The organism is Clostridium homopropionicum DSM 5847 (assembly GCF_001263795.1).
GTDB lineage: Bacteria > Bacillota > Clostridia > Clostridiales > Clostridiaceae > Clostridium_H > Clostridium_H homopropionicum.
Genome location: NZ_LHUR01000042.1, coordinates 87,886 through 109,273 on the forward strand (window position 1 = coordinate 87,886; position 21,388 = coordinate 109,273).

The 21,388-nt window shown below is 31.8% G+C and carries 17 protein-coding genes, 19 tRNA genes, 1 pseudogene and 1 riboswitch; of the genes and pseudogenes, 1 reads left to right on the forward strand and 36 read right to left on the reverse strand.

The features are described 5' to 3' along the window. Positions 1-44: 44 nt before the first annotated feature. The 30 genes from CLHOM_RS15420 to CLHOM_RS15560 all read right to left on the reverse strand — a co-directional run bounded on the left by CLHOM_RS15420 (position 45) and on the right by CLHOM_RS15560 (position 11,628). Positions 45-986, reverse strand: coding sequence for an ABC transporter permease (locus tag CLHOM_RS15420; protein ID WP_052222594.1), 942 nt, complete (start codon positions 984-986; stop codon positions 45-47). After that, positions 986-2,071, reverse strand: coding sequence for an ABC transporter permease (locus CLHOM_RS15425; protein ID WP_175478640.1), 1,086 nt, complete (start codon positions 2,069-2,071; stop codon positions 986-988). Before CLHOM_RS15425 ends, CLHOM_RS15420 begins: the two co-directional genes overlap by 1 nt. After that, positions 2,064-3,596, reverse strand: coding sequence for an ABC transporter ATP-binding protein (locus CLHOM_RS15430; RefSeq protein ID WP_052222596.1), 1,533 nt, complete (start codon positions 3,594-3,596; stop codon positions 2,064-2,066). Before CLHOM_RS15430 ends, CLHOM_RS15425 begins: the two co-directional genes overlap by 8 nt. Then, positions 3,583-4,719, reverse strand: coding sequence for a BMP family ABC transporter substrate-binding protein (locus CLHOM_RS15435; RefSeq protein ID WP_052222597.1), 1,137 nt, complete (start codon positions 4,717-4,719; stop codon positions 3,583-3,585). Before CLHOM_RS15435 ends, CLHOM_RS15430 begins: the two co-directional genes overlap by 14 nt. Positions 4,720-4,742: 23 nt before the next feature. Continuing rightward, positions 4,743-5,321: a xanthine phosphoribosyltransferase gene (locus CLHOM_RS15440; protein WP_052222598.1), complete on the reverse strand. Its 579-nt coding sequence runs from the start codon at positions 5,319-5,321 to the stop codon at positions 4,743-4,745. Between the two features lie 168 nt (positions 5,322-5,489). Continuing rightward, positions 5,490-5,591: riboswitch (purine riboswitch) on the reverse strand. 345 nt (positions 5,592-5,936) lie between these two features. Further along, complete coding sequence (locus tag CLHOM_RS18065; RefSeq protein ID WP_074782672.1) at positions 5,937-6,095, reverse strand: small, acid-soluble spore protein, alpha/beta type; 159 nt, start codon at positions 6,093-6,095, stop codon at positions 5,937-5,939. A gap of 138 nt (positions 6,096-6,233) precedes the next feature. Beyond that, entirely contained in the window at positions 6,234-6,611 is a 378-nt protein-coding gene (locus tag CLHOM_RS15445; protein WP_052222599.1) for a PH domain-containing protein, read from the reverse strand. Between the two features lie 115 nt (positions 6,612-6,726). Continuing rightward, positions 6,727-7,491 (reverse strand): glycoside hydrolase family 73 protein, encoded by a 765-nt coding sequence (locus CLHOM_RS15450; RefSeq protein WP_052222600.1) that lies wholly within the window; start codon positions 7,489-7,491, stop codon positions 6,727-6,729. Positions 7,492-7,716: 225 nt separating this feature from the next. After that, positions 7,717-7,793: transfer RNA gene (locus tag CLHOM_RS15455), tRNA-Arg, on the reverse strand. A 21-nt stretch (positions 7,794-7,814) separates the two neighbouring features. Next, positions 7,815-7,890 (reverse strand) — tRNA-Lys (locus CLHOM_RS15460). A 6-nt stretch (positions 7,891-7,896) separates the two neighbouring features. Then, a tRNA-Gln gene (locus CLHOM_RS15465) sits at positions 7,897-7,971 on the reverse strand. A gap of 14 nt (positions 7,972-7,985) precedes the next feature. After that, positions 7,986-8,061, reverse strand: a tRNA-His gene (locus tag CLHOM_RS15470). Positions 8,062-8,065: 4 nt separating this feature from the next. Continuing rightward, a tRNA-Lys gene (locus CLHOM_RS15475) sits at positions 8,066-8,141 on the reverse strand. Positions 8,142-8,155: 14 nt separating this feature from the next. After that, a tRNA-Arg gene (locus tag CLHOM_RS15480) sits at positions 8,156-8,232 on the reverse strand. A 12-nt stretch (positions 8,233-8,244) separates the two neighbouring features. Further along, positions 8,245-8,318 (reverse strand) — tRNA-Gly (locus CLHOM_RS15485). Between the two features lie 6 nt (positions 8,319-8,324). Continuing rightward, positions 8,325-8,400, reverse strand: a tRNA-Pro gene (locus tag CLHOM_RS15490). A 25-nt stretch (positions 8,401-8,425) separates the two neighbouring features. Next, positions 8,426-8,501: transfer RNA gene (locus tag CLHOM_RS15495), tRNA-Lys, on the reverse strand. Positions 8,502-8,504: 3 nt separating this feature from the next. Continuing rightward, a tRNA-Gly gene (locus CLHOM_RS15500) sits at positions 8,505-8,578 on the reverse strand. A 9-nt stretch (positions 8,579-8,587) separates the two neighbouring features. Next, positions 8,588-8,662: transfer RNA gene (locus CLHOM_RS15505), tRNA-Gly, on the reverse strand. 6 nt (positions 8,663-8,668) lie between these two features. Beyond that, positions 8,669-8,752 (reverse strand) — tRNA-Leu (locus CLHOM_RS15510). Between the two features lie 85 nt (positions 8,753-8,837). Continuing rightward, positions 8,838-8,913, reverse strand: a tRNA-Lys gene (locus CLHOM_RS15515). A 6-nt stretch (positions 8,914-8,919) separates the two neighbouring features. After that, positions 8,920-8,994 (reverse strand) — tRNA-Gln (locus tag CLHOM_RS15520). Between the two features lie 6 nt (positions 8,995-9,000). Further along, positions 9,001-9,076 (reverse strand) — tRNA-His (locus tag CLHOM_RS15525). A gap of 4 nt (positions 9,077-9,080) precedes the next feature. Continuing rightward, positions 9,081-9,157: transfer RNA gene (locus CLHOM_RS15530), tRNA-Arg, on the reverse strand. 12 nt (positions 9,158-9,169) lie between these two features. After that, positions 9,170-9,243, reverse strand: a tRNA-Gly gene (locus tag CLHOM_RS15535). Positions 9,244-9,252: 9 nt separating this feature from the next. Then, positions 9,253-9,327, reverse strand: a tRNA-Gly gene (locus CLHOM_RS15540). A 12-nt stretch (positions 9,328-9,339) separates the two neighbouring features. Further along, positions 9,340-9,415, reverse strand: a tRNA-Pro gene (locus CLHOM_RS15545). A 99-nt stretch (positions 9,416-9,514) separates the two neighbouring features. Next, positions 9,515-9,985 carry a metallophosphoesterase gene (locus CLHOM_RS15550; RefSeq protein WP_052222601.1) on the reverse strand — a complete coding sequence of 157 codons (471 nt, stop codon included), beginning with the start codon at positions 9,983-9,985 and terminating at the stop codon, positions 9,515-9,517. Next, positions 9,985-10,596 carry an XTP/dITP diphosphatase gene (locus CLHOM_RS15555; RefSeq protein ID WP_052222602.1) on the reverse strand — a complete coding sequence of 204 codons (612 nt, stop codon included), beginning with the start codon at positions 10,594-10,596 and terminating at the stop codon, positions 9,985-9,987. The genes CLHOM_RS15550 and CLHOM_RS15555 overlap by 1 nt, the downstream gene beginning before the upstream one ends. Positions 10,597-10,614: 18 nt before the next feature. Next, complete coding sequence (locus tag CLHOM_RS15560; protein ID WP_052222603.1) at positions 10,615-11,628, reverse strand: AIR synthase family protein; 1,014 nt, start codon at positions 11,626-11,628, stop codon at positions 10,615-10,617. A 93-nt stretch (positions 11,629-11,721) separates the two neighbouring features. Between CLHOM_RS15560 and CLHOM_RS15565 the strand changes: the two genes are divergently transcribed. Continuing rightward, positions 11,722-13,101, forward strand: a complete 1,380-nt coding sequence (locus tag CLHOM_RS15565; protein WP_052222604.1) for a hypothetical protein — start codon at positions 11,722-11,724, stop codon at positions 13,099-13,101. Positions 13,102-13,110: 9 nt separating this feature from the next. On the opposite strand, the gene CLHOM_RS15570 is transcribed toward CLHOM_RS15565, so the two are convergent. The 6 genes and pseudogenes from CLHOM_RS15570 to CLHOM_RS15590 all read right to left on the reverse strand — a co-directional run. After that, positions 13,111-14,679 carry a peptide ABC transporter substrate-binding protein gene (locus tag CLHOM_RS15570; RefSeq protein ID WP_052222605.1) on the reverse strand — a complete coding sequence of 523 codons (1,569 nt, stop codon included), beginning with the start codon at positions 14,677-14,679 and terminating at the stop codon, positions 13,111-13,113. Between the two features lie 57 nt (positions 14,680-14,736). Continuing rightward, positions 14,737-15,615 carry a radical SAM/SPASM domain-containing protein gene (locus CLHOM_RS15575; RefSeq protein ID WP_052222606.1) on the reverse strand — a complete coding sequence of 293 codons (879 nt, stop codon included), beginning with the start codon at positions 15,613-15,615 and terminating at the stop codon, positions 14,737-14,739. An 82-nt stretch (positions 15,616-15,697) separates the two neighbouring features. After that, entirely contained in the window at positions 15,698-15,961 is a 264-nt protein-coding gene (locus CLHOM_RS15580) for a hypothetical protein (protein ID WP_052222607.1), read from the reverse strand. Positions 15,962-15,992: 31 nt separating this feature from the next. Further along, positions 15,993-17,984 carry an NAD-dependent DNA ligase LigA gene (gene ligA, locus CLHOM_RS15585; RefSeq protein WP_052222608.1) on the reverse strand — a complete coding sequence of 664 codons (1,992 nt, stop codon included), beginning with the start codon at positions 17,982-17,984 and terminating at the stop codon, positions 15,993-15,995. 19 nt (positions 17,985-18,003) lie between these two features. Beyond that, positions 18,004-18,396, reverse strand: a complete 393-nt coding sequence (locus tag CLHOM_RS18950; RefSeq protein WP_423230643.1) for a hypothetical protein — start codon at positions 18,394-18,396, stop codon at positions 18,004-18,006. Next, a pseudogene (locus tag CLHOM_RS15590) lies at positions 18,372-21,366 on the reverse strand (UvrD-helicase domain-containing protein); the annotation flags it as partial. The pseudogene CLHOM_RS15590 and the gene CLHOM_RS18950, both read right to left, overlap by 25 nt. Positions 21,367-21,388: the final 22 nt, after the last annotated feature.

Below are 21,388 nucleotides of genomic sequence, written 5' to 3' on the forward strand. Positions count from 1 at the left end.
CTACTTAAGCGATTCACCGCAAATCAAAGATTTGAGCTCTCTGCTTATCGTTCTTCTCTAAAGTATGGGTTTCCAAGACCACCAGGTGAAGCATTTTTCCTATTCTTTTTCATAGAAACCATTACTAGCACAGTAATTGTAACTAAGTAAGGAAGCATATCTATTAAATATTGGGAAACATGAGCTGTTAATGCCTCAAATCTAAAGGCTACAATTCCTAGTCCTCCAAAGAGATAGGAACCAAATATTGCTTTATAAGGATTCCATGTAGCGAATATTACTAAAGCAACAGCAATCCATCCTCTACCAGCAGTAACATTTTCCTGCCATGCAGGTATATATACTAATGATAAGTATCCTCCTCCAAGACCGCAAAGAGCACCACCTATAAGTACATTTATATATTTATATAAACTTACATTAATACTTGCCGCATCAGCGCAAGCTGGATTTTCTCCAACTGCTCTTAAATTTAATCCCTTATTAGTATTATAAATATAAATTCCTAAAATTACAGCTAAAATATATCCTAAATATATAAATGGATCTTGAGTAAAAAATATTTTTCCTAAAACCGGAATTTTATTTAATACTGGTATAGGATATACTTGAAAAAATTCCTTTACAGCCTCTGGTGTTCTCTGTCCAATTAGTCCTAAACCCTTTCCAAGTAAACTTGAAAATCCAGTACCAAAAATACTTAAAGTAAGTCCAGATACTACTTGATTAGCCCTTAGAGTTATAGTTAAGAAGGCATATATTAAAGCACCAAAAGAGCCAGCAATAGCTGCTGAAACTATAGCAAGAAAAGGACTAGCTGTTTTTAAACCTACTGTAAATCCAACAACCGCCCCCATTAGCATCATACCTTCCACACCAAGATTCAAATTACCAACCTTTTCCGTAAGTATTTCACCTAGGGTAGCAAATAAAAGAGGTGTCCCTGCAACAACTGCAGCAGCTAAAAAAATTGTTATAGAATTCATTATTGACCCTCCTTTATATTCTTACTTGTTTCGTTTTTATCATCACCAAAGGCAATTCTATATTTAATAAAAAATTCACTTCCCAAAACGAAGAATAATATAGCACCTTGTACTACCTGTGCTGCTGCCTCCGGAATTCCAAAAACAGTTTGAATGTATGAGCCTCCTTGAAGCAAACCAGCAAAAAGTACAGAAACACCTAAAATTATAGGAGCACTTAAAGATGCAAGCCAAGTTACAATAATAGCAGTAAATCCCACTCCTCCCGATACTTCAACCGAAAGAGTATTCGCTATGGCTGATGCTTGAATCATTCCAGCAAGCCCACATAATCCACCACTGATAAATATTGCACTTATTATTGTATTCTTAATATTTATACCTGCATATTGAGCAGTCTTTTCACTTTCTCCAAGAACACTGATTTCATATCCTTTTTTAGTAAAGTTCATAAATACATACACTAATACAACTAATATTAATGCAATTATCCAACCAATGTGAACCCCTAAAACTTTTGGAAGAATTGCATTATCAGAAAACATTGGAATTTTAGGAAATCCCATTGCTTTAGGGTCTTTCCATAAATCGTATTGCAGATATGTAACCCAATTTATTGCTATGTAGTTCATCATTAGAGTAACAATAGTTTCATTTGTTCCCCATTTTGATTTAAAAAATGCCGGTACAAAGGCCCAAAGTCCACCTCCTATTACAGATGCAATGGCCATAAGCAATAATAAGACAGGCTTTGGCATATTAGGGAAGGTTAAAGCTACAAATGCAGCTGAAAAAGCTCCCATTATTATTTGGCCTTCTCCACCTATATTCCAAAATTGCATTTTAAAAGCTACTGCTATACCTAGAGAGGTAATTAATAAAGGTATTGCTTTGATTATTGTTTTCTTAAATTTCAAAACAGATCCAAAAGCACCTTCAATCATAGAAGTATAGACTTTAAGTGGATTTAATCCAAGACTAAAAATAAAAATGCCTACCACTAATAGAGCACAGATGATAGCTACTGTTCTTATTATTATACTATTTCTTCTACTTATTTCGCTTTTTTTTACTATCCTAAGCATCAGCTACATCCCCCTCTAATTTATTTCCTACCATAAGCATTCCTATTTCTTCTTTTGTAACATTTTTTGTATCCACTATTCCCGTTACTTTTCCATTGTACATGACCATTATTCTATCGCACAATTCAATTAAAACATCTAAATCTTCGCCTATATAAATAACTGAATTGCCTTTTTCTTTTTCTTCATTTATAAGATCATATATTGTATAGCAAGTGTTTATATCTAATCCTCTAACAGGGTAGGCCATTATTAAAAGTTTAGGATATAAACTAAGTTCTCTTCCAAGAAGAATTTTTTGAATATTGCCACCAGATAAATATCTAATCGGATAATTAATACTTGGAGTCTTTATTTCAAGTTTTTTAACCATCTTTTCAGCTTTTTCTGCAACCGGTTTTCTATTTACGAAAAGTCCTTTCTGATTTTGATAAGCCTTGAGCAAAAGATTGTCTACCATATCCATAGAACCTACCAATCCCATTCCAAGTCTATCTTCTGGTATAAAACTCATACTTATACCCTTGGTTATAATTTCTCTGGCAGTTTTTCCAACTATGTTTTCTCCTTGAAAATATATTTCTCCAGATTCAACCTTTTGAATTCCAGCTATTGCTTCACATAATTCTTTTTGACCACTACCAGCTATTCCAGCTACTCCTAGTATTTCACCTGAAGATATAGTAAAACTAACCTCCTTTATTACTTCAAGTTTTTCTTCATTTATTACTTTTAATTTTTCTATTTCAAGAATCTTTTCCCCTTTATTGCTTTCAACCTTTCTAATTGATAAATCAACCGAACGACCAACCATAAGTTCTGTAAGCTCTTTTGGAGAAGAATCCACCTTATTTACAGTTTTAATAGTTTCTCCTTTTCTTAAGACTGTAATTCTATCTGCCATAGCCATAACCTCATCCATCTTATGAGTTATGAATATTACACCACAGCCTTGGGTTCTCATTTTGTCCATTATCTTAAATAATTTTTCACTTTCTTGAGGTGTAAATACCGCTGTTGGTTCATCAAGTATTAATATATTAGCTCCTCTATATAAAACCTTTAGTATTTCTAGATTCTGTTTTTCTCCAACAGACATGTCATATACATTTTTATCTAAATTAACCTCAAGTCCAAATTTATCTATAATTTCTTTTATTTTTTTAACATTTTTCTTTTTATCTAAAAATAGTTTTCCTTTTTGCCCAAGCATTATGTTTTCTACTGCTGTCATAGTTTCTACTAACTTAAAGTGTTGATAAATCATACCTATTCCAGAATTTATCGCATCCTTAGGAGAGGTAAATTTTTTTTCAGCTCCATGAATAAAAATAGAACCGCTATCAGGTGTATAGACCCCTGATAGCATGTTCATAAGTGTACTCTTTCCAGCCCCATTTTCCCCCAAAAGTGCATGGATCTCTCCGCCATGCACTTCTAGGTTTATATTATTATTTGCCACAACTTTTCCAAAACATTTAGTTATGTTTTTCATTTGAATAAATGGAATTTTATTTTCCAGCATTTTGAACTCCCTCTACGAACCAATCAAATTTTAACATGTCTGCATCTGACATGACTTGATCTTTTGCTACTTTTTCTACTCCCTTGTTATCTTTAATAGGTCCAACAAATACTTTATTCTTACCATCAATAATATCTTGTTTTACTTGTTTAACTTTTTCTTCTGCTCCTGCTGGTGCATTTTTAGTAAGAGGTGCTAAATCAACGATTCCAACTTCTAGTCCCTTCCAATAGCTTTCACTCTTCCATGTTCCATCCATTATTGCTTTGATTTGTTCTACATAGAATGGTCCCCAATTCCATACTGGTGCTGTCATATATGCCTTTGGTGCTTTGCTTTCCATATTTGTATTATATCCTATAGAGAAAACTCCCTTTTCTTCTGCTGCTTGTTGTGGTCCTGCAGTATCTTGGTGTTGTGTAATTACGTCTGCACCTTCATCTATAAGTGCTTTTCCAGCTTCTTTTTCTTTTGCTGGATCATACCAAGTATTAGTCCATTTAACTTTTACTACAGCCTTAGGATTTACAGAACGTACTCCTAATGTAAATGCATTTATTCCTCTAACAACTTCTGGAATTTCATGAGCTGCTACATATCCAATTACATTTGTCTTAGTTTTCATTCCAGCAACTATACCTGATAAGTATCTAGCTTGATATATTCTTCCAAAGTAATTTGACATATTTTCATTTAATTCATATCCAGAGCAGTGTAAGAACTTAACATTTGGATGAGCTTTTGCAGCCTTTAACATACCATTCATAAATCCAAAGCTTGTTCCAATTATAACATTTGCACCTTTATCAACCATGTCATCAATAACACTTTGAACTTCTGCGTCATCCTCTTTAACAGATTCTTTAACTAATGATGGTTGAAGTCCTAATTCTTTTTCCATAAATATTCTTCCTTGATCATGAGAAAAAGTCCAACCTTCATCTCCAACTGGTCCAACATATAAGAATCCTACTTTAATGTCCTTGTTTGTCAATTTCTTTCCAGTCTCACCTGTATTCGCCTTGTTGTCAGTAGTGTTTTTAGCCTCTTTAGATCCACAGCCTGTTAAAAGTGTACCTAAAGATAAAACTAAAACTAATAGAAATGCAGTTATTTTTTTCATTGATATTCCCTCCTATTTTTTACTTATGTTAATTTTTTAAAAATTACTTTTCCATCTTCCATAGATTCTAAAATAGCTAAGGATTCTAATTTAATATTCTTATCTTCAATTACTTTTCTTCCATTTTGGAAGCCTTTCTCAATTACTATGCCAACGCCTACAACTTCTGCTTTAGCCTGCTCTACTACACTAATTAATGCAGATGCTGCATTTGCATTTGCTAAAAAGTCATCTATAATTAACACTTTATCCTCAGGTAATATGTACTTTTTAGATACTTTTATTGTATAAGACTTGTTTTTTGTAAAGGAAAAAATTTCTGCTTCATAATTATCTTTATCCATATTAGTTGCTTCATGCTTTTTAGCAAAAACTACAGGAACATTAAAATATTGTGCAGTTATACAGGCTATTCCAATACCTGATGCTTCTATAGTTAATATCTTAGTTACTTCTTTATTTTGAAATCTCTTTTTAAATTCTTTCCCAATTTCATTAAATAATTCTACATCTATTTGATGATTCAAAAAACTATCAACTTTAAGCACATCTTTACCTAATACTCTGCCTTCTTCTAAAATCTTATTTTTTAATAATTCCATTAAGTATCCATCTCCTAATTTGTGTGTTAGTGCAAAAAACAAAACTCCCAAGTAAATACATGGGAGTTTATATACCGTGACTTAACCAAAGTTTTAACCTGTAGCTTTTATAACTACACCTCTAAAACAATATTTATTAAATATAATTTCTTCTGGTTAATAATAACTATGTATAAGATAAACACCCGTAGTCAAACAGTTTAAGGCCGTTCGGTAGAAACGTTTAGACCAAATCTCTAAACATATACGAGATACGAACATTATTTATTGTTTTTTTAATATCATTCGACACATTAATCTATATTTTATATATTATACGAAACTTGTACAAAAAGCAAGATTAATTTTATTAAGGCTTAAAAGCAAAAATACAGTAATTCTTTTTTGTTTAATTAAATTATTTTCTCAATAATTTTCCACAAAAAAATAGACTTAATAGTCTATTTAACTAATCTAAGATATACAACATTTATTATATTCTTACAAGTAGCAATTTAAATAAATTTTAAGTCATTTTACATAATATCTAATTTTTCACTTTAATTCATTCTAATTATACAATAATATATATAATTTGTGAACTCAAAAATAAATATAATAAATAATTATTATTTTCTAGTGATTTTTACTCTCTTTATTTTTGCCTAACTTTTTTGTTTCATTAGAAACACCTAATTCTTTCGACATTTCCACTTCCATTTTCATTAATTCTTTTTTTGTCTTTTGCCCAGACTTCTTATTATCTTTACTATTTTTATTATTCTTATGTGACATTTGTATCACTCCTTATTCTTATTGAATATATTTACTATATATTCTCTCCAAAATTCAAAAGAGCATACTTATTATAAAGTATACTCTTTCCAGATCTAGTTATTTACGTTTAGCCATTTCAGCTAATTTTTATTTCTATTATCTTAATACATAAGAAGCAAGCAAGCTTTGCAATTCATATATATTTAAAGTTTTATTAAATCTTTTTTCTATAGGCTGTTGTGTTCCGGAAATCCATATTTTTAATTCTGCATCTAAATCAAAGTGTCCTGCTGTCTCTATACTAAAATGTGTAATGCTTTTATATGGAAGAGTATGATATTCTATTTTTTTACCTGTTAACCCTTGTTTATCAACTAAAATAAGTCTACTATTGGTGAATATAAACATATCTCTTATTAATCGATATGCCTTTTCCACTTTCTCAGAAGGCGCAAGTATATTTGCGTACTCAGCTTGTACTTCATTAACGTTTATATCCGATGCATTCCCCATCAAACCATCCAATAATCCCATGTTTCTACCTCCAAGCTTTAATTTACATTCATTATACAACTTATGGTACAGTAAGTAAACTTGTATAAATAACCAAAAAAACTCAGGCATATGCCCGAGAAAATTATATATATTATTAATATTCTCCTTTAATTAATCTTTCTATTATATTTAAGGCTTTTTCAGTAGCTGGTCCATACAATCCATCTTCAGCCAAAGGAGAAGCAGTTTGAGTTACACGATTATAAAATTTCTGAAACTCAAAGCAATACTTGTATTTCCTACTTTGTTTAATATAATTTGTTATAGCTTTTAATGCATTTGCTGTATTGATTCCATAAGCATTATCTTCATCCAAAGGGGCTTTCGTTTCTGTTACCTTATTATACCATTTATGAAACTCTAGGCAGTATGGAGTAGTATACTTTTCAGTTGAGCTTACTACATCATACCTATCCAACTTATATTGTTCAATAATTCTAATCAAATACTTAGCATAGCCTGGATCTGTAGCATAACCTGCTCCTTGCAGAGCTTGAGCTTGCTCTTTGTAATTATTGCCATCAAAAAATCCATTAATTCTATATCTAGTATTGTTAACTAAAAATTCAGCATGATCCTCTATACTTTCTGTAAAGCTATTGTATTTTCTAAACTTAGCATTAATATAATATTTTTCACCTTGAGAATTATACTCTGTTGTTCTCATATCAATATACTCTTCATTGAATTTTGCTTTAATTCCAAATAAATTATATGCTTTAATACTTAACTGACTTTGTCCCCATCTGCTTTCCAGTATAGCTTGAGCTATTGTAATGCTAGCTAATATTCCATACTTTTTCATACTAGCTATAGCCCCATTTTTAATTTTATCTATAAAATCAGTTTGTTCTGACATAAAATATTTCTCCTTTCTTTGTTTTAATCAATATATTATATTCATTGCATTAAAATTTTTAGGAGATATTTTAAAAATTAAACCAATAAAATATTTGACTACAATACAAATATTATTATTAAAACCATTAAATCGTTCCACATTTTATCTTTCTTTAATAAAAATTTCATGCAAAAAATAAAAAAGAGGACTTACATATCTGCAAACCCTCTATTATTAACGTTATGGTGCGCCCAACAGGAGTCGAACCTGCGACCTCCGGATTCGAAGTCCGTAACTCTATCCAACTGAGCTATGAGCGCAAAACAACAAAAAATACAAAGTGGTGATCCACCGGGGAATCGAACCCCGGACAACATGATTAAAAGTCATGTGCTCTACCGACTGAGCTAGTGAATCACGTAATGGCTGGGATGGCAGGATTTGAACCTACGCATGTAGCAGTCAAAGTGCTATGCCTTACCGCTTGGCGACATCCCAAAAAATAAAAAAAGTGGGGTGGACAAAGGGACTCGAACCCTTGACAACCAGAACCACAATCTGGCGCTCTACCAACTGAACTATGCCCACCATATGGTGCGCCATCGGGGACTCGAACCCAGGACCCACTGATTAAGAGTCAGTTGCTCTACCATCTGAGCTAATAGCGCATATTATTTGTTATTGGTGCGTCTTAAGAGATTCGAACTCCTGGCCCACGCCTTAGAAGGGCGTTGCTCTATCCAGCTGAGCTAAAGACGCATAAATTTTAAGTGGAGCGGGTAAAGGGAATCGAACCCTTGTGTTCAGCTTGGAAGGCTGACGTTCTACCATTGAACCATACCCGCATATAGTGGTCGGGGTAGCAGGGCTCGAACCCGCGGCCTCATGGTCCCAAACCACGCGCGCTACCATCTGCGCTATACCCCGATAATTTATTAAAAAAGAAGAAAATTGGTGCGCCATCAGGGACTCGAACCCGGGGCCCACTGATTAAGAGTCAGTTGCTCTACCATCTGAGCTAATGGCGCATTTGGAGCGGGTAAAGGGAATCGAACCCTTGTGTTCAGCTTGGAAGGCTGACGTTCTACCATTGAACCATACCCGCATATTATATTGGAGCGGAAGACGAGATTCGAACTCGCGACGTTCACCTTGGCAAGGTGACGCTCTACCACTGAGCCACTCCCGCAAAATTTGGTGCAGGTGAAGGGAGTCGAACCCCCACGCCAAAGGCGCTAGATCCTAAGTCTAGTGCGTCTGCCAATTCCGCCACACCTGCATGTTAACTTATGAAACTCCTCTTCCTTTTAGTCAGATGAGTAAGCGATTCACACCAAATCATGGATTTGGGTTCTCTGCTTAAATGGTGATCCACCGGGGAATCGAACCCCGGACAACATGATTAAAAGTCATGTGCTCTACCGACTGAGCTAGTGAATCACATAATGGCTGGGATGGCAGGATTTGAACCTACGCATGTAGCAGTCAAAGTGCTATGCCTTACCGCTTGGCGACATCCCAATAAAATGGGGTGAACAAAGGGACTCGAACCCTTGACAACCAGAACCACAATCTGGCGCTCTACCAACTGAACTATGCTCACCATATGGTGCGTCTTAAGAGATTCGAACTCCTGGCCCACGCCTTAGAAGGGCGTTGCTCTATCCAGCTGAGCTAAAGACGCATAAATTTTAAATGGAGCGGGTAAAGGGAATCGAACCCTTGTGTTCAGCTTGGAAGGCTGACGTTCTACCATTGAACCATACCCGCATATTATATTGGAGCGGAAGACGAGATTCGAACTCGCGACGTTCACCTTGGCAAGGTGACGCTCTACCACTGAGCCACTCCCGCCCACTGTTTTTGTGGTCGGGGTAGCAGGGCTCGAACCCGCGGCCTCATGGTCCCAAACCACGCGCGCTACCATCTGCGCTATACCCCGATACTCATGTGGAAGTTTGCTCTAAAGCAACTCTGTGCCTTAGCGACATTGATTATTCTACACTAATTTTTTTTATACGTCAATACCTTTTTATCATTTTTATATTAATTTTATACTTGCATTAATATTTTCCTGCTGAATCTCGATTATTGCTACACTTGAATGCATATCTCTTGGTAATGCTGCACTCCCTGGATTTATCATCCATATTCCCTGTTCAAATTCTATCTCAGAAACATGGGTATGGCCAAAGAGAACAATTTGTGCGTCTAATTCTTGTGCTCTATAAAGTAAGTTTGATAGAGTATTTTTAACGTTATATTTATGCCCATGGGTGATAAATATTTTATTTCCTTCAACAATTTCTATTAATTCTAATGGATTTTTAGAGCCAATATCACAATTGCCTCTAACAAATATAACTTTCTCTTTTAAATTCTCCCTAAGAACTTCTGCATCCTCTACATTATCGCCTAGATGTATAACCATATCAAAATTTTTAAACTCTTCAATTACTTTTTTTATGGTGCACTCATCTCTATGAGTATCGCTGACTACTCCCAAAAGCACTATTTCACCTCCTGTAAATAGTCTTTTACCTTTTCTTCTAATTTTCTTAAGGCTTCACCTCTATGGCTAATGGAGTTTTTCTCTTCAGATGTTATTTCTGCAAAGGTTTTATTAAACCTAGGAACATAAAATAATGGATCATAACCGAAGCCATCTATTCCCCTCTCTTCTTCAATTATATACCCTTCTACGTCTCCTTGCACATCAATAATAATCTTTTCATCTAAAATTAATTCTATTGCGCAAACAAAGTGTGCTTTCCTTTTTTCAAATTCCACCCCTTTAAGATTAGATAGTAATTTCTCATTATTCTCCTTATCATTACCATGAACTCCGAAATATCTAGCGGAATATACTCCTGGTTCCCCGTTTAATATATCTACCATAAGTCCTGAATCATCTGCAAGAACTGCATGCCTCTTTCCTAAAGCTTTAAATATTTCTATAGCCTTTATATGAGCATTCTCTTCAAAGGTACTTCCATTTTCATCAACCTCTATGTTAATCCCTGCCTCCTGTAATGAAAGAATTTGAAAAGGAAAATTCTTGAGTATTTGCTTTATCTCACTTATTTTATGTTTATTATTACTTGCTACAATAAGTTTCTTCACTTTTATTCCTCCATGTATTTATCTTCTATTTTGCAAGTTTTTTATTATGTTTTCAGTAGAAATATTAAAGAGTTCATCCCTTTCTGGTGGAAGGACATTAAACTCATTATTATTATCAACCAATATTTTTGCCCCCTGAATAACTTCACCTATAACAGTTGCTTCAATTCCACTATTTTTTAGCTTATCTACTAAGGCATATCCATCTGAGCAGGTTATAATCATGCTTCCTGAGGATATAAACTTTAGCGGGTCAATATTGAATAAATCACATAGTTTTACGGTAATTTCACTTATAGGTAGTCTATCTTTATAAATTTTAAATCCTAAACTACTTCCTTTTGCTACTTCCCATAATGCACCTAAGACTCCCCCTTCAGTAATATCGTGCATAGAGTTCACCCCAAATTCTCCTGCAATTTTCCCTTCAGCTACTACACTAAGGCTGTCCACGTATGCTTTAGCTTCTTTAATTTCTTTATCAGTTAATACTCCTTTTACTAAATCATAATAATCATTAATTAATATAGCAGTACCCTCTAAACAAAGCTTTTTAGTAACAATAATATGATCTTTAGCCTTAGCTCCTGAAGTTGCTACAGCTTTTCCTGCTTTCGCCTTTCCTATAACAGTACAAGATACTACTATTTTATTTACTGAGTCTGTTACTTCAGTATGCCCACCTAGTATCTCCATATTTAGTTTTTTAGCTTCTTCATTAATTTCTCTCATAACGTTATATATATCTTCTAATTGACTGCATGGGGGTGAAAGTACAGTTACAAGTATTCCTATAGGCTCAGCTCCACAGGAAGCAATATCATTGGCATTTATATGAACTACTAATCTTCCAATATTGTTATCTGCAGCAGTTATTGGATCGGTAGATAAGACACATTCATACTCTCCAAAACTAACTACACTACAGTCTTCTCCAATTCCACTTCTAATCCTAACTTCATCCCTTAGGTTGCCTTTATTATTATCTATAATTTTACTTAGATCATCCCAGGATAACTTTCCAATTTTCATTAAAATCACCTCTTTAGAAATTAAAAATTAATCATCATTTGTAATTTATACTCATATTATTTATATAAGGATTAATTTATGGTGGTGTAAATAATGCTAAGATATATAGGACCATTTTTACGAATGAATAAATTGAATATAAAACAGGTAGAAAATCAATTGTTTCATTTATCTAAGGAATCCTTAAAGAACATAGTTTTACATTCAAAATGCGGAATTACCTTAAACCTTAAAGATTTAAATCTAAAACATATTTCTAGTTCTGATATTAACACATTAAACCTAAATTCTCCACTTTTATGTATTTATAAGAAAGGAAATCCAAAATTAAAGATTCAAAATAATTTATATTCTTGGATAGAGGATAAACATAAAAAAGATATAAATGTATCTAGTAACTCCTACATGACTTTATGCTTATTAGAACTTATTGAGTATTATAGAGGTTTTAAAAATCTAGACTCAACAAAATATTCCCTAAGTATTATTTATACTGAGCTTGCAAAAAAACAATTAGATTTTTATGCATCTTTCTTAAGAAATGCAGAAGGAGTCTTTATTGATAAGAAAGATTGTACAGACCCTATAATCGGCAAAATAAAATTAAAAGACTCTACCAAAGAATTTAAGTTTTCTGAACAATGCTTACTTATGAATGCCTTTTACAAATGCTCTGATTATTTAGATGGAAATTCAAAGGATTCATTTAAAGATTTTTCATTAGATATTTTAAAAATGTTTGTTGATTTTAAAGAAGAGATGTATGAAATACCTTTTAATGATAAAGCTTTACTTTGTCTAAATTTAAATATTTTTTATTCTTACTCGAATATAGATGATGCTAAAATTCTTTCATTAGATATTTTTGATTTATTATATGAAGAATATACCAAATCAAATGATAATGACAAAATACAGGACATTTGTATTATATACCTTAATGCAGCTCTTCTTTATAAACATACAAATTTATTTAGATTTAAAAAGATATGCATTAGTCTTATGGAACTATTAATTAAACACTATAACGAAGAGCTGTCTATATTCATAAAGCCTGGAGAAGATAAAGAAATTAGATTTTCTTCCGAAGATATTATTCTTTATATTATTTCAATGCTGTATCATCATAAATTGGGTGAAGAAGCCTCTGAAAATATTATTTCAGAAGTATTTAGAAATCAATTAGTGGATTCCGGAATAGTTTTAAGCTGGCCTGATGCACCAAATTTAGATGATATAGAACATTATAAAGATTTTAAATCTGTTCCTGAAAATTTACTTGAAGAGCAGTATTTTAAAATGTCTAATATCACTACCCCTGAAAGTAGCGAAGTTGCTCCTATTTTTTTAAAAAATGTTATTTATAATAAAGATAAAAAGACTTTTAAACAAAGTAAAGTAATTTTTGACAGCAGAAAAAATTTAAATTTATTTTTCTTCATATTGCATTTCCTTAATGATAAAACTTGCTAAGCTTGCAAATTAATATATAGATTTTTCTAAATAAACATTTTTTAAAAGTACATTTCCTTTTTTGTTTATCTTAATGCCGTTTATATATGGTTTTACAGCAATAATTCTGTTGTAAAGACCTAAAGTTATAAACGGCATATCGTTTATTAAAATCTTTTCAGCAGTTATAAAATAATTTTCCCCTTCTTTTAAGCTTTTAGCTACTTTGCCTTTCAAAATATTTTTTTCAAATTCTGAATTTGTGTATCCATAGAGGTTTGAATCTGAGGTTGAAAGCCACTCTTCTAAAAATGAAAGTGAATTATCATATTTCCCGAGATATTCTGATAATACTAAATCATAATTACTATTCTTTAAATTTAGCTGATAGTTTTCTTCATTTACACCTTCAACATAAAGATTTATATTTGATTTCTTTAAATCTTTAGCAATAAAATCTACTATTAAATCGTTTATATCACTGCTTTTATATAAAAGCTTTAACTCTTCACCTTTATATCCGCTTGAAGATAATAATTTTTCTAAGGTATCTCCTATTTTATTTGCGTCTAAATAACTTCCTCTTGGTTCTGTTCCTTGAGTATTTTCTGGAACATACCAAGAACTTTTTGTAATAATTCCATTTAACTCTTTTTCTAATAGATTTTTTTCAATTGACATAGCAATAGCTTTTCGAAAGTTTATATTATTAAGAAATTTATTTTTCTTTAAATTAAAATTTATACTGTATCCTTTTAAGGTAGTATCCTTAATTAATTTTTCTTTCTCTTGAAGTTGCACAAGCTCTTTATTTGGTAAATTTGAAGTTATATCTATTTCATTTGAATTGTACTTTGCTAAAGAAAAAGCACTAGTTTCATCGCTGCTAATGTGAATTTTATCAGTAAATACATTTTTTTCATCCCAATAATTTATATTCTTTTTTAAAGAAATTTCCCCATTAGGATAAATATTGTCAATAATATAAGCTCCTGAGTATTTTATATTCTTAAATTCATCCTTCCAATTTTTCAAGCTGTTTAAATCTTTCCTTATAAAAAAACTTGGCTGACTTAGTATATTTAAAAAATAATCACAAGGATAATTTAATCTCATTTCTATTATTTTATTATCCTTAGCTCTTATAGCAACTCCATCAAAGTTTATCTTATCTTCTAAATAATCACTAACTCCAAAAATACACGTAAGTAGCTTACCACTATCTTGATCTTCCTTTAAAATCTCAGAAAAAAAATTTATAAAGTCTCTATTTGTAATTTCACTTCCATCACTCCACTTAATATTATCTCTTAAATGAAAGGTATAGGTAAGCTTATCCTGGCTTAAAGAAAAGCTATCAGCGAGTCCTGGCACAATCTTTCCCTCTAAATCAGTTGAAACTAGACCCTCGAAAATAGAAAGGATTATATCTTCTTGTGATATATCCATATCACTAAGTTTAAATAAATCTTTTGGAAGTTTCTCTACATTATATACAATATAGTTTCTATTTTGGCTGGTAAAGGTTTTTCTTTCTACACATCCGCTAAAAATCACAACTAAAAGAATTACTATGGATATAGCTTTTTTTATTTTCATAATAATCACTCACCATTTATTATACTTTACCTTCAATTATTACCAACAAACTATATATTATATACTAAATTTTTTTCTATAACCACATTTCCTGCACAGTTCTTCAACTGCATATCTTCTTGAAAATCCTTCTAATATATTCTTAGCTCTCTCTCCTTCAACTATTTCTGAAAAATCAGTTTCTTTTATATTGCCTAAATTAATTACTCCTTCCCCATCGAGACAGCAAGGTACTACAGTTCCATCTACCAATATTGCTATCTGATTTCTAAGTCCGTAGCAAAATCCTTTTCCTTCATCCTCTTCCTCTTTTAAATCTGGCCATTGAAATTCGTGATCTTGATTTACATAAACTCTATCAGAAATTTTAATTCCCCTTCCTTGGATTATTTTTTCTTCAATAATATACTCTAAATTAAATTCATCTTCAATTATCTGAAGAAGAGCACGATTTCTGTTCCTATTAATATTTACTTCATTATCTTTATCTAAATTCCACAGCCTTAGAGATATTAAAGCCTTAGTATTGCTTATAGCTTCCTTTGTAAAAGAAATTATATTGTTAATATATTCTTCCTTATCTATATTTAAATCATTTCCATCAAAGCTATGAAGGGAAAAGTTAACCTGCCTTAGAGCAGGTTTATTAATTATTTTATCCTTAACCTGGTTTATTCGAGTGCCATTTGTGGTTATGTTAACTTTAAAGCCTTTTTCCCAAGCTAAATCTAAAAATTTATCAATTTCAGGATGTAAAAGCGGCTCTCCCTTTACATGAAAATATATATATTCTGTATATGATTCAATTTGTTCTAATATTTTACTAAAGGTTACTGTATTCATAAATTCGCCTTTTCTCCTAGTTACAGGGCAAAAACTACAGGAAAGGTTGCATACATTGGTAATCTCTATATAGAATTTTTTAAATTTTTTCATTCTTTTGCTCCAATCAAATTTTTTTAAACTCTATAGTATAAAAAGGTGACTCTTTAATGATCACCTTTTCTTGTCCGTTTATTTAATATACCTTCAAAATAACAAAAAACATAGCTCCAAAGCCTAAAAGCATACAAAATATAGAATTTACCCATTGACCATTTCTAATTTGAAACTGTTTAATGCTCCAGAGAAACATTGTTATAATTATACTTAATTGAAATACATAATAATTATGAAAGTACTTTATATTTACGAAATTATAAGATGAAAGCATAGTTAGTAAAAGACATAGAATAGTAATTATTACAAATGTCCATGCTGATATACTTATTATCTTTTTCATTTTACATCCCTCAATTTCACATCTTTTAGTTTCAATTTAACATTCTTTGAAAATCCTCTTCATTTATTATTTTAATATTTAACTCTAAAGCTTTATCATATTTTGACCCAGGCTCTTTTCCAACTAATACGTAATCAGTATTTTTACTAACACTGCCTGATACCTTTGCCCCAAGAGACTGAAGCTTCTCCTTTATTTCATTCCTTGAATAGGTTTCGAGAGAACCTGTTACAACTACAGTCTTCCCATTAAATACATTTTCCTCTACCTTTTCTTCTTTGAAATATGGTTCCACTCCTAATTCAATTAACTCATTAATACTTGATAATATTTTAGAGTTTTTAAAGAATTCAATTATACTTTTTGCAATTATATCTCCAACTTCTTCAACAGAAATAAGCTCATGAAACTTTGCATTTATTATATTTTCTAAAGTTTTAAATCTCTTTACTAAATCTACACTTGTTTTCTTCCCTACATTAGGAATACCTAATGCATATACAAATGAAGGCAAATCACACTTCTTACTTTTTTCTATTGCCTCCAGAAGGTTGTTCGCTTTTTTTTCTCCAAACCTCTCTAATTTAAGCAAATCTTCTTTTTGAATTCTATATAAATCTGAAATTGACTTAATATTTAGTTCTTCAAACAGCTGTTCCGCAGTTTTTTCACTAAAGCCAGATATATTCATAGCCTCTCTGCTTGCAAAATGCACAATAGATTTAACAAGCTGTGGTTTACAGGAAAGAGAATTTTCACAAAAATAATGAACTCCTTCTTGTATTACCTCACTTCCGCAATAAGGACAGTTTTTAGGAGGACAAATTTCTTTAGTGTCTTCTTCATTTTCTACTACTCCCATAATTTCTGGGATTACATCGTTAGAACGCCTTAGAAAAACTGTGCTTCCTATTTTAACACCTTTTCTATTAATGTCATCCATATTATTTAATGTAGCTCTTTTTACTGTAACTCCACCTATATCTACAGGCTCAAGTAAAGCTGTTGGACTAACTCTACCACTTCTCCCAACATTCCATTCTACATCTAATAACTTTGTAGTTGCTTCTTGTGCCTCGAATTTATACGCTATTGCCCATTTAGGAAACTTTACTGTATATCCAATAATTTCTCTTGTCTTAATGTGATCTATAGCAATAACCACGCCATCAATATCATAATTTAAATCATATCTTATAGAATTTATATAATCAATTTCCTTTTCTATTTTTTCTGATGTATAGCAAACCTTGTAATAATCATCTACTGGAAGTCCTTTATCCTTAATAAAATTAAGCATATCAAAATACGTTTCAAAAGGCTCTCCTTCATTGTATCCAATATCATAAAAAAACGCTGAAAGATTCCTTCTTGCTGTTTCTTTAATGTTTAAATTTCTAAGAGCTCCTGCTGCCCCATTTCTCAAATTTTTTAGTGGAGTAGCTGCTACTTTATTATATTCCTCAAAGGCCTCTTTTGTCATTATAGCCTCTCCATGTACTTCAATTACAGCATTATTATCTATTTTAAGCGGAATTGTTTTTATAGTTTTAACCTGTGCTGTTATATCTTCTCCAATTTCTCCTGTTCCCCTAGAAGCACCTTTTATTAATATACCTTCATTGTCATAAGTACAGTTAATAGTAAGTCCATCAAATTTTTTAGTAACTATATATCTTATTTGCGGTAATTTATCTTCATTACTTAAATTATAGGCTTCTACCGCCTTCAAATTTTTGCTATGCCAATCCCTTAACTCTCCAATATTTTGCGCTTTTCCAAGGCTTAATAGTTTCCCTTTATGTCTATATTTCTTAAACTCAGCTAAAACCATTCCGCCTACCCTTTGAGTTGGAGAATAAGGAAGAATCATTTTAGTTTCCTCTTCAAGCCTAACCAGCTCATCATATTTTTCATCATATTCTTTATCTGATACACTAGGATTATCTAAAGTATAGTATTCATAAGCTAATTTATTTAGCTCTTCAACTAGATGAAAAATCCTTTGCTTTTTATCTTCCATAACCTTCGCCCTCATTTTCCTATATTAACTTTAACGGTGCCATACTAAACATAAGCTGTTTTATTCCCATGTTATCAAAAGCAATAGTAACCTTCATGTCATCTCCATTTTTTACAGCACTAACTATAGTACCCACTCCAAATTTATCATGTTTTACCTTTCTTCCTACAGATACTTCTTCTAAGTTTACATTGCTCTGTACATTTTGACTCTCTGAAGTAGAAAAGTTCTCACTGCTTAAAATAGAATTAATAGCTTTTTCAGCTTTTCTATTGCTAAAACTAGAAATAGAATGTGAATTTATATTTAGATTTAAATATCTTTCACTTACAACAGTCCTATTACCTCCCCCATTAATTGAAGGTCTATTTTCTCTAATAACTTCCTTTAGCTCTGGGGATATTTCATTTATAAAATCTGATTCTGCATAGCTTACGGTTCTCCCAAAGACTCTTCTTGTACTTGCGGATGTCAAATATAACTTCTCTTTTGCTCTAGTTATTCCTACATAACAAAGCCTTCGAGATTCCTCCATCTCTGAAAAATTGTCAAGAGATTGAGTCCCTGGAAAAATACCATTTTCCATACCAGCCATAAAAACCGCTGGAAACTCTAATCCCTTTGCACTGTGCATGGTCATCATTACAGTAGTATCTGTTTCTTCATCATAATTGTCTATATCTGAAACTAGAGCTATCTTTTCTAAGAATGCTGAAAGGGATTTATCCTCACTGGAATTCTCAAATTCTACTGCAGCAGATACTAATTCTTTAATATTTTCAATTCTGCTGATGTCTTCAATTTCATTAGAGTCTTTAAGCTCTTTTAAATATCCTGTACTCTCTAGTATTTCCTCTATTAATGTAGAAACGCTTACTTTATCTTTATTTCTGTTAAAGCTATTTATTAAGCTTGTAAACTTATTTATAGATGCAATAGCTTTTTTAGAAAGACCTGGTATATTTTCTATATCCAATAAAACACTATACATGCATTCATCCATATAGCTTGCAAATTCCTGTATTTTTTCTACAGTAGAATTACCAATAGCCCTTTTAGGAACGTTAATTATTCTTCTAAGACTAATATCATCTTGAAGATTATTTATAAATTTTAAGTAAGCAGTTATATCCTTAATTTCTTTTCTATCGTAAAACTTTAATCCTCCGATTATTCTATAAGGAATAGCCCTTTTCATAAATACGTCTTCAAAAATTCTTGATTGGGCATTTGTTCTGTAAAGAATAGCAAAATCTTTAAAGCTTCTGTTTTCCTTTTCCATAAGTCTTTTTATCTCATTTGCTATAAAGCTACCTTCATCCATATCTGAATAAGCCCTATAGATTTTAATTTTTTCACCTAAAGGATTTATAGTTCTTAGAACTTTGTTTTTTCTTTGGGAGTTATTTTTAATAACAGAGTTAGCAGCATTAAGAATATTTCCCTTAGACCTATAATTTTCTTCGAGCTTTATTACCTTGGTCTCTGGGTAGTCCTTCTCAAAATCCAATATATTCTTGATATCCGCACCTCTCCATTGATAAATGCAGTTATGCACTACCACATCATTTGCTATATACTGTCTTAATTCTGGTATACTTAAGTCGTATACAAAGCCTTCATAATTTTCAAAGCTAATTTCTGATATTACATCTTCCACAAGCTCGCCATTGCAATTTGAAACTATACTCATTCCTTCACGTAAGCTTCCAAAAGGCATAAAATAATAGGACCTATCTTTTGTGAGTTTTGCCTTTCTAATAATGCTTAATCCATCCATTGTTGAATTTAGCTTTCTACCCAAAGCTTCTGCATCATCATATAAGCTTCTCTCTGTTTCAACTCTCCAAGTATGACCTTTTTCAGCTCTCACAGGGAAACCAGCTTTAGTAAATCTTTCTCTTGCCTCAGCTCCTGAAGTTATTAAACTTACCCTATGTGAATAATAGCCTCTGCGTTCTGAGCGTTTGCAAGAGAAATAACTAATATTTATAATTTTCCTTGATGTGTCTCCTCGAGTAACAGCACTGCTAAAATGATGTGGATAATCTTCAAATAAGAATAATTCCCTCATTAATCTTTCTGCAGCGCTATAGCTATCTATTTCTTTAAATAGTTTATTTAGCTGTTCTTGACTCATTGCAATTCCTCTGCCCTTATCATGAAAAACAGCAGTTGGAATACCGTACTTAACTGAATAATATTGTTCATAGAATGTTGCTTCAGCTTTTGTTTTACAGCATTTAATTATCCACATCTTATCTGCTTTTTCCTGATTTAGCCTAACAGCAAGTCCGCTATCTAGTTTATCTTTATATCTGCTTCTTATAGCTTGAGTTTGACCGATTCTATAGCCCATTCCATTCTTGTACATTAAGTATATATAGTACACTTCTGGAACTATATTAAGGGCTGCAAAGGTTATATGATTAGGAGTAGCTGAGATTTCTTTTCCGCTCTCGGTTTTAACCTTAACAAGGACACCTTTATACTGCTTTTTTATAACTTTTTCTACTTTAGCTTTAATAACTTCTCCATTCCCTGCTGCACTATAAACATATTGATTTGGTAAAACCTCTTCAATTTTAACCATGCCATTTTCTGAATTTACAAGTGATCCTTCTGGCAGACATTGATCATCATCACCCACAACAAATATATTTCTATGTCCTGCTGCCAGCATCTTAACCAGCTGATACTGAGCTTTATTGGTGTCCTGATATTCATCCACCATTATGTATTTAAATTTATTTTGATAAAATTTTAGAACCTCAGGCTCTTTCTTAAACAGCTCAACGGTTTTAAAGATTAAATCATCAAAATCAAGAGCATTACTATTTTTTAATTTTTTTTGATACAAAAGATAAACATCTGCTATTTTGTTTTTTCTAAAATCTTTTTCATTTCTCTTCTTGTATTCCTCAGCAGTAACTAAGTTGTCCTTTTGCTTTCCGATTTTACTTATTATTTCTTTTTCATCTATTTCTTTATCATTTATGTTTAACTCTTTCATACATTGCTTTACTAAAGTCTTTTGGTCAGAACTATCATAAATTGCAAAGTTCTTATTATATCCCAGCTTATCTATTTCTCTTCTTAAAATTCTTACACAACAGGAATGGAAAGTAGAAACCCACATATTTTCGATATCTGTATCTACTAGCTTTTTAATTCTATCCTTCATTTCTCCAGCTGCCTTGTTGGTAAAGGTTATAGCTAATATATTATAAAAAGGGATACCTAAATCCTCTATCATATGGGCTATCCTATATGTAAGAACTCTAGTTTTGCCAGACCCAGCACCTGCTAAAACTAGTAAAGGCCCCTGAATGGTTACAGCTGCCTCATATTGTTCTTTATTTAATAATGCTTTTAAATCCATCTAAATCCTCCTAACACCCTTT

What these genes read in the sequence shown, in the direction of transcription:
- CLHOM_RS15560 (WP_052222603.1), bottom strand. Translation starts at nt 11,628, where the DNA reads ATGAAAATTGGAAAGTTATCCTGGGATGATCTAAGTAAAATTATAGAT.
- CLHOM_RS15445 (WP_052222599.1), bottom strand. Translation starts at nt 6,611, where the DNA reads ATGGGATTATTGGATGGTTTGATGGGGAATGCATCGGATATAAACGTT.
- CLHOM_RS15575 (WP_052222606.1), bottom strand. Translation starts at nt 15,615, where the DNA reads ATGAAAAAATTTAAAAAATTCTATATAGAGATTACCAATGTATGCAAC.
- CLHOM_RS15425 (WP_175478640.1), bottom strand. Translation starts at nt 2,071, where the DNA reads ATGCTTAGGATAGTAAAAAAAAGCGAAATAAGTAGAAGAAATAGTATA.
- CLHOM_RS15435 (WP_052222597.1), bottom strand. Translation starts at nt 4,719, where the DNA reads ATGAAAAAAATAACTGCATTTCTATTAGTTTTAGTTTTATCTTTAGGT.
- CLHOM_RS15580 (WP_052222607.1), bottom strand. Translation starts at nt 15,961, where the DNA reads ATGAAAAAGATAATAAGTATATCAGCATGGACATTTGTAATAATTACT.
- CLHOM_RS15570 (WP_052222605.1), bottom strand. Translation starts at nt 14,679, where the DNA reads ATGAAAATAAAAAAAGCTATATCCATAGTAATTCTTTTAGTTGTGATT.
- CLHOM_RS15565 (WP_052222604.1), top strand. Translation starts at nt 11,722, where the DNA reads ATGCTAAGATATATAGGACCATTTTTACGAATGAATAAATTGAATATA.
- CLHOM_RS15430 (WP_052222596.1), bottom strand. Translation starts at nt 3,596, where the DNA reads ATGCTGGAAAATAAAATTCCATTTATTCAAATGAAAAACATAACTAAA.
- CLHOM_RS15420 (WP_052222594.1), bottom strand. Translation starts at nt 986, where the DNA reads ATGAATTCTATAACAATTTTTTTAGCTGCTGCAGTTGTTGCAGGGACA.
- ligA (WP_052222608.1), bottom strand. Translation starts at nt 17,984, where the DNA reads ATGGAAGATAAAAAGCAAAGGATTTTTCATCTAGTTGAAGAGCTAAAT.
- CLHOM_RS15440 (WP_052222598.1), bottom strand. Translation starts at nt 5,321, where the DNA reads ATGGAATTATTAAAAAATAAGATTTTAGAAGAAGGCAGAGTATTAGGT.
- CLHOM_RS15450 (WP_052222600.1), bottom strand. Translation starts at nt 7,491, where the DNA reads ATGTCAGAACAAACTGATTTTATAGATAAAATTAAAAATGGGGCTATA.
- CLHOM_RS18065 (WP_074782672.1), bottom strand. Translation starts at nt 6,095, where the DNA reads ATGTCACATAAGAATAATAAAAATAGTAAAGATAATAAGAAGTCTGGG.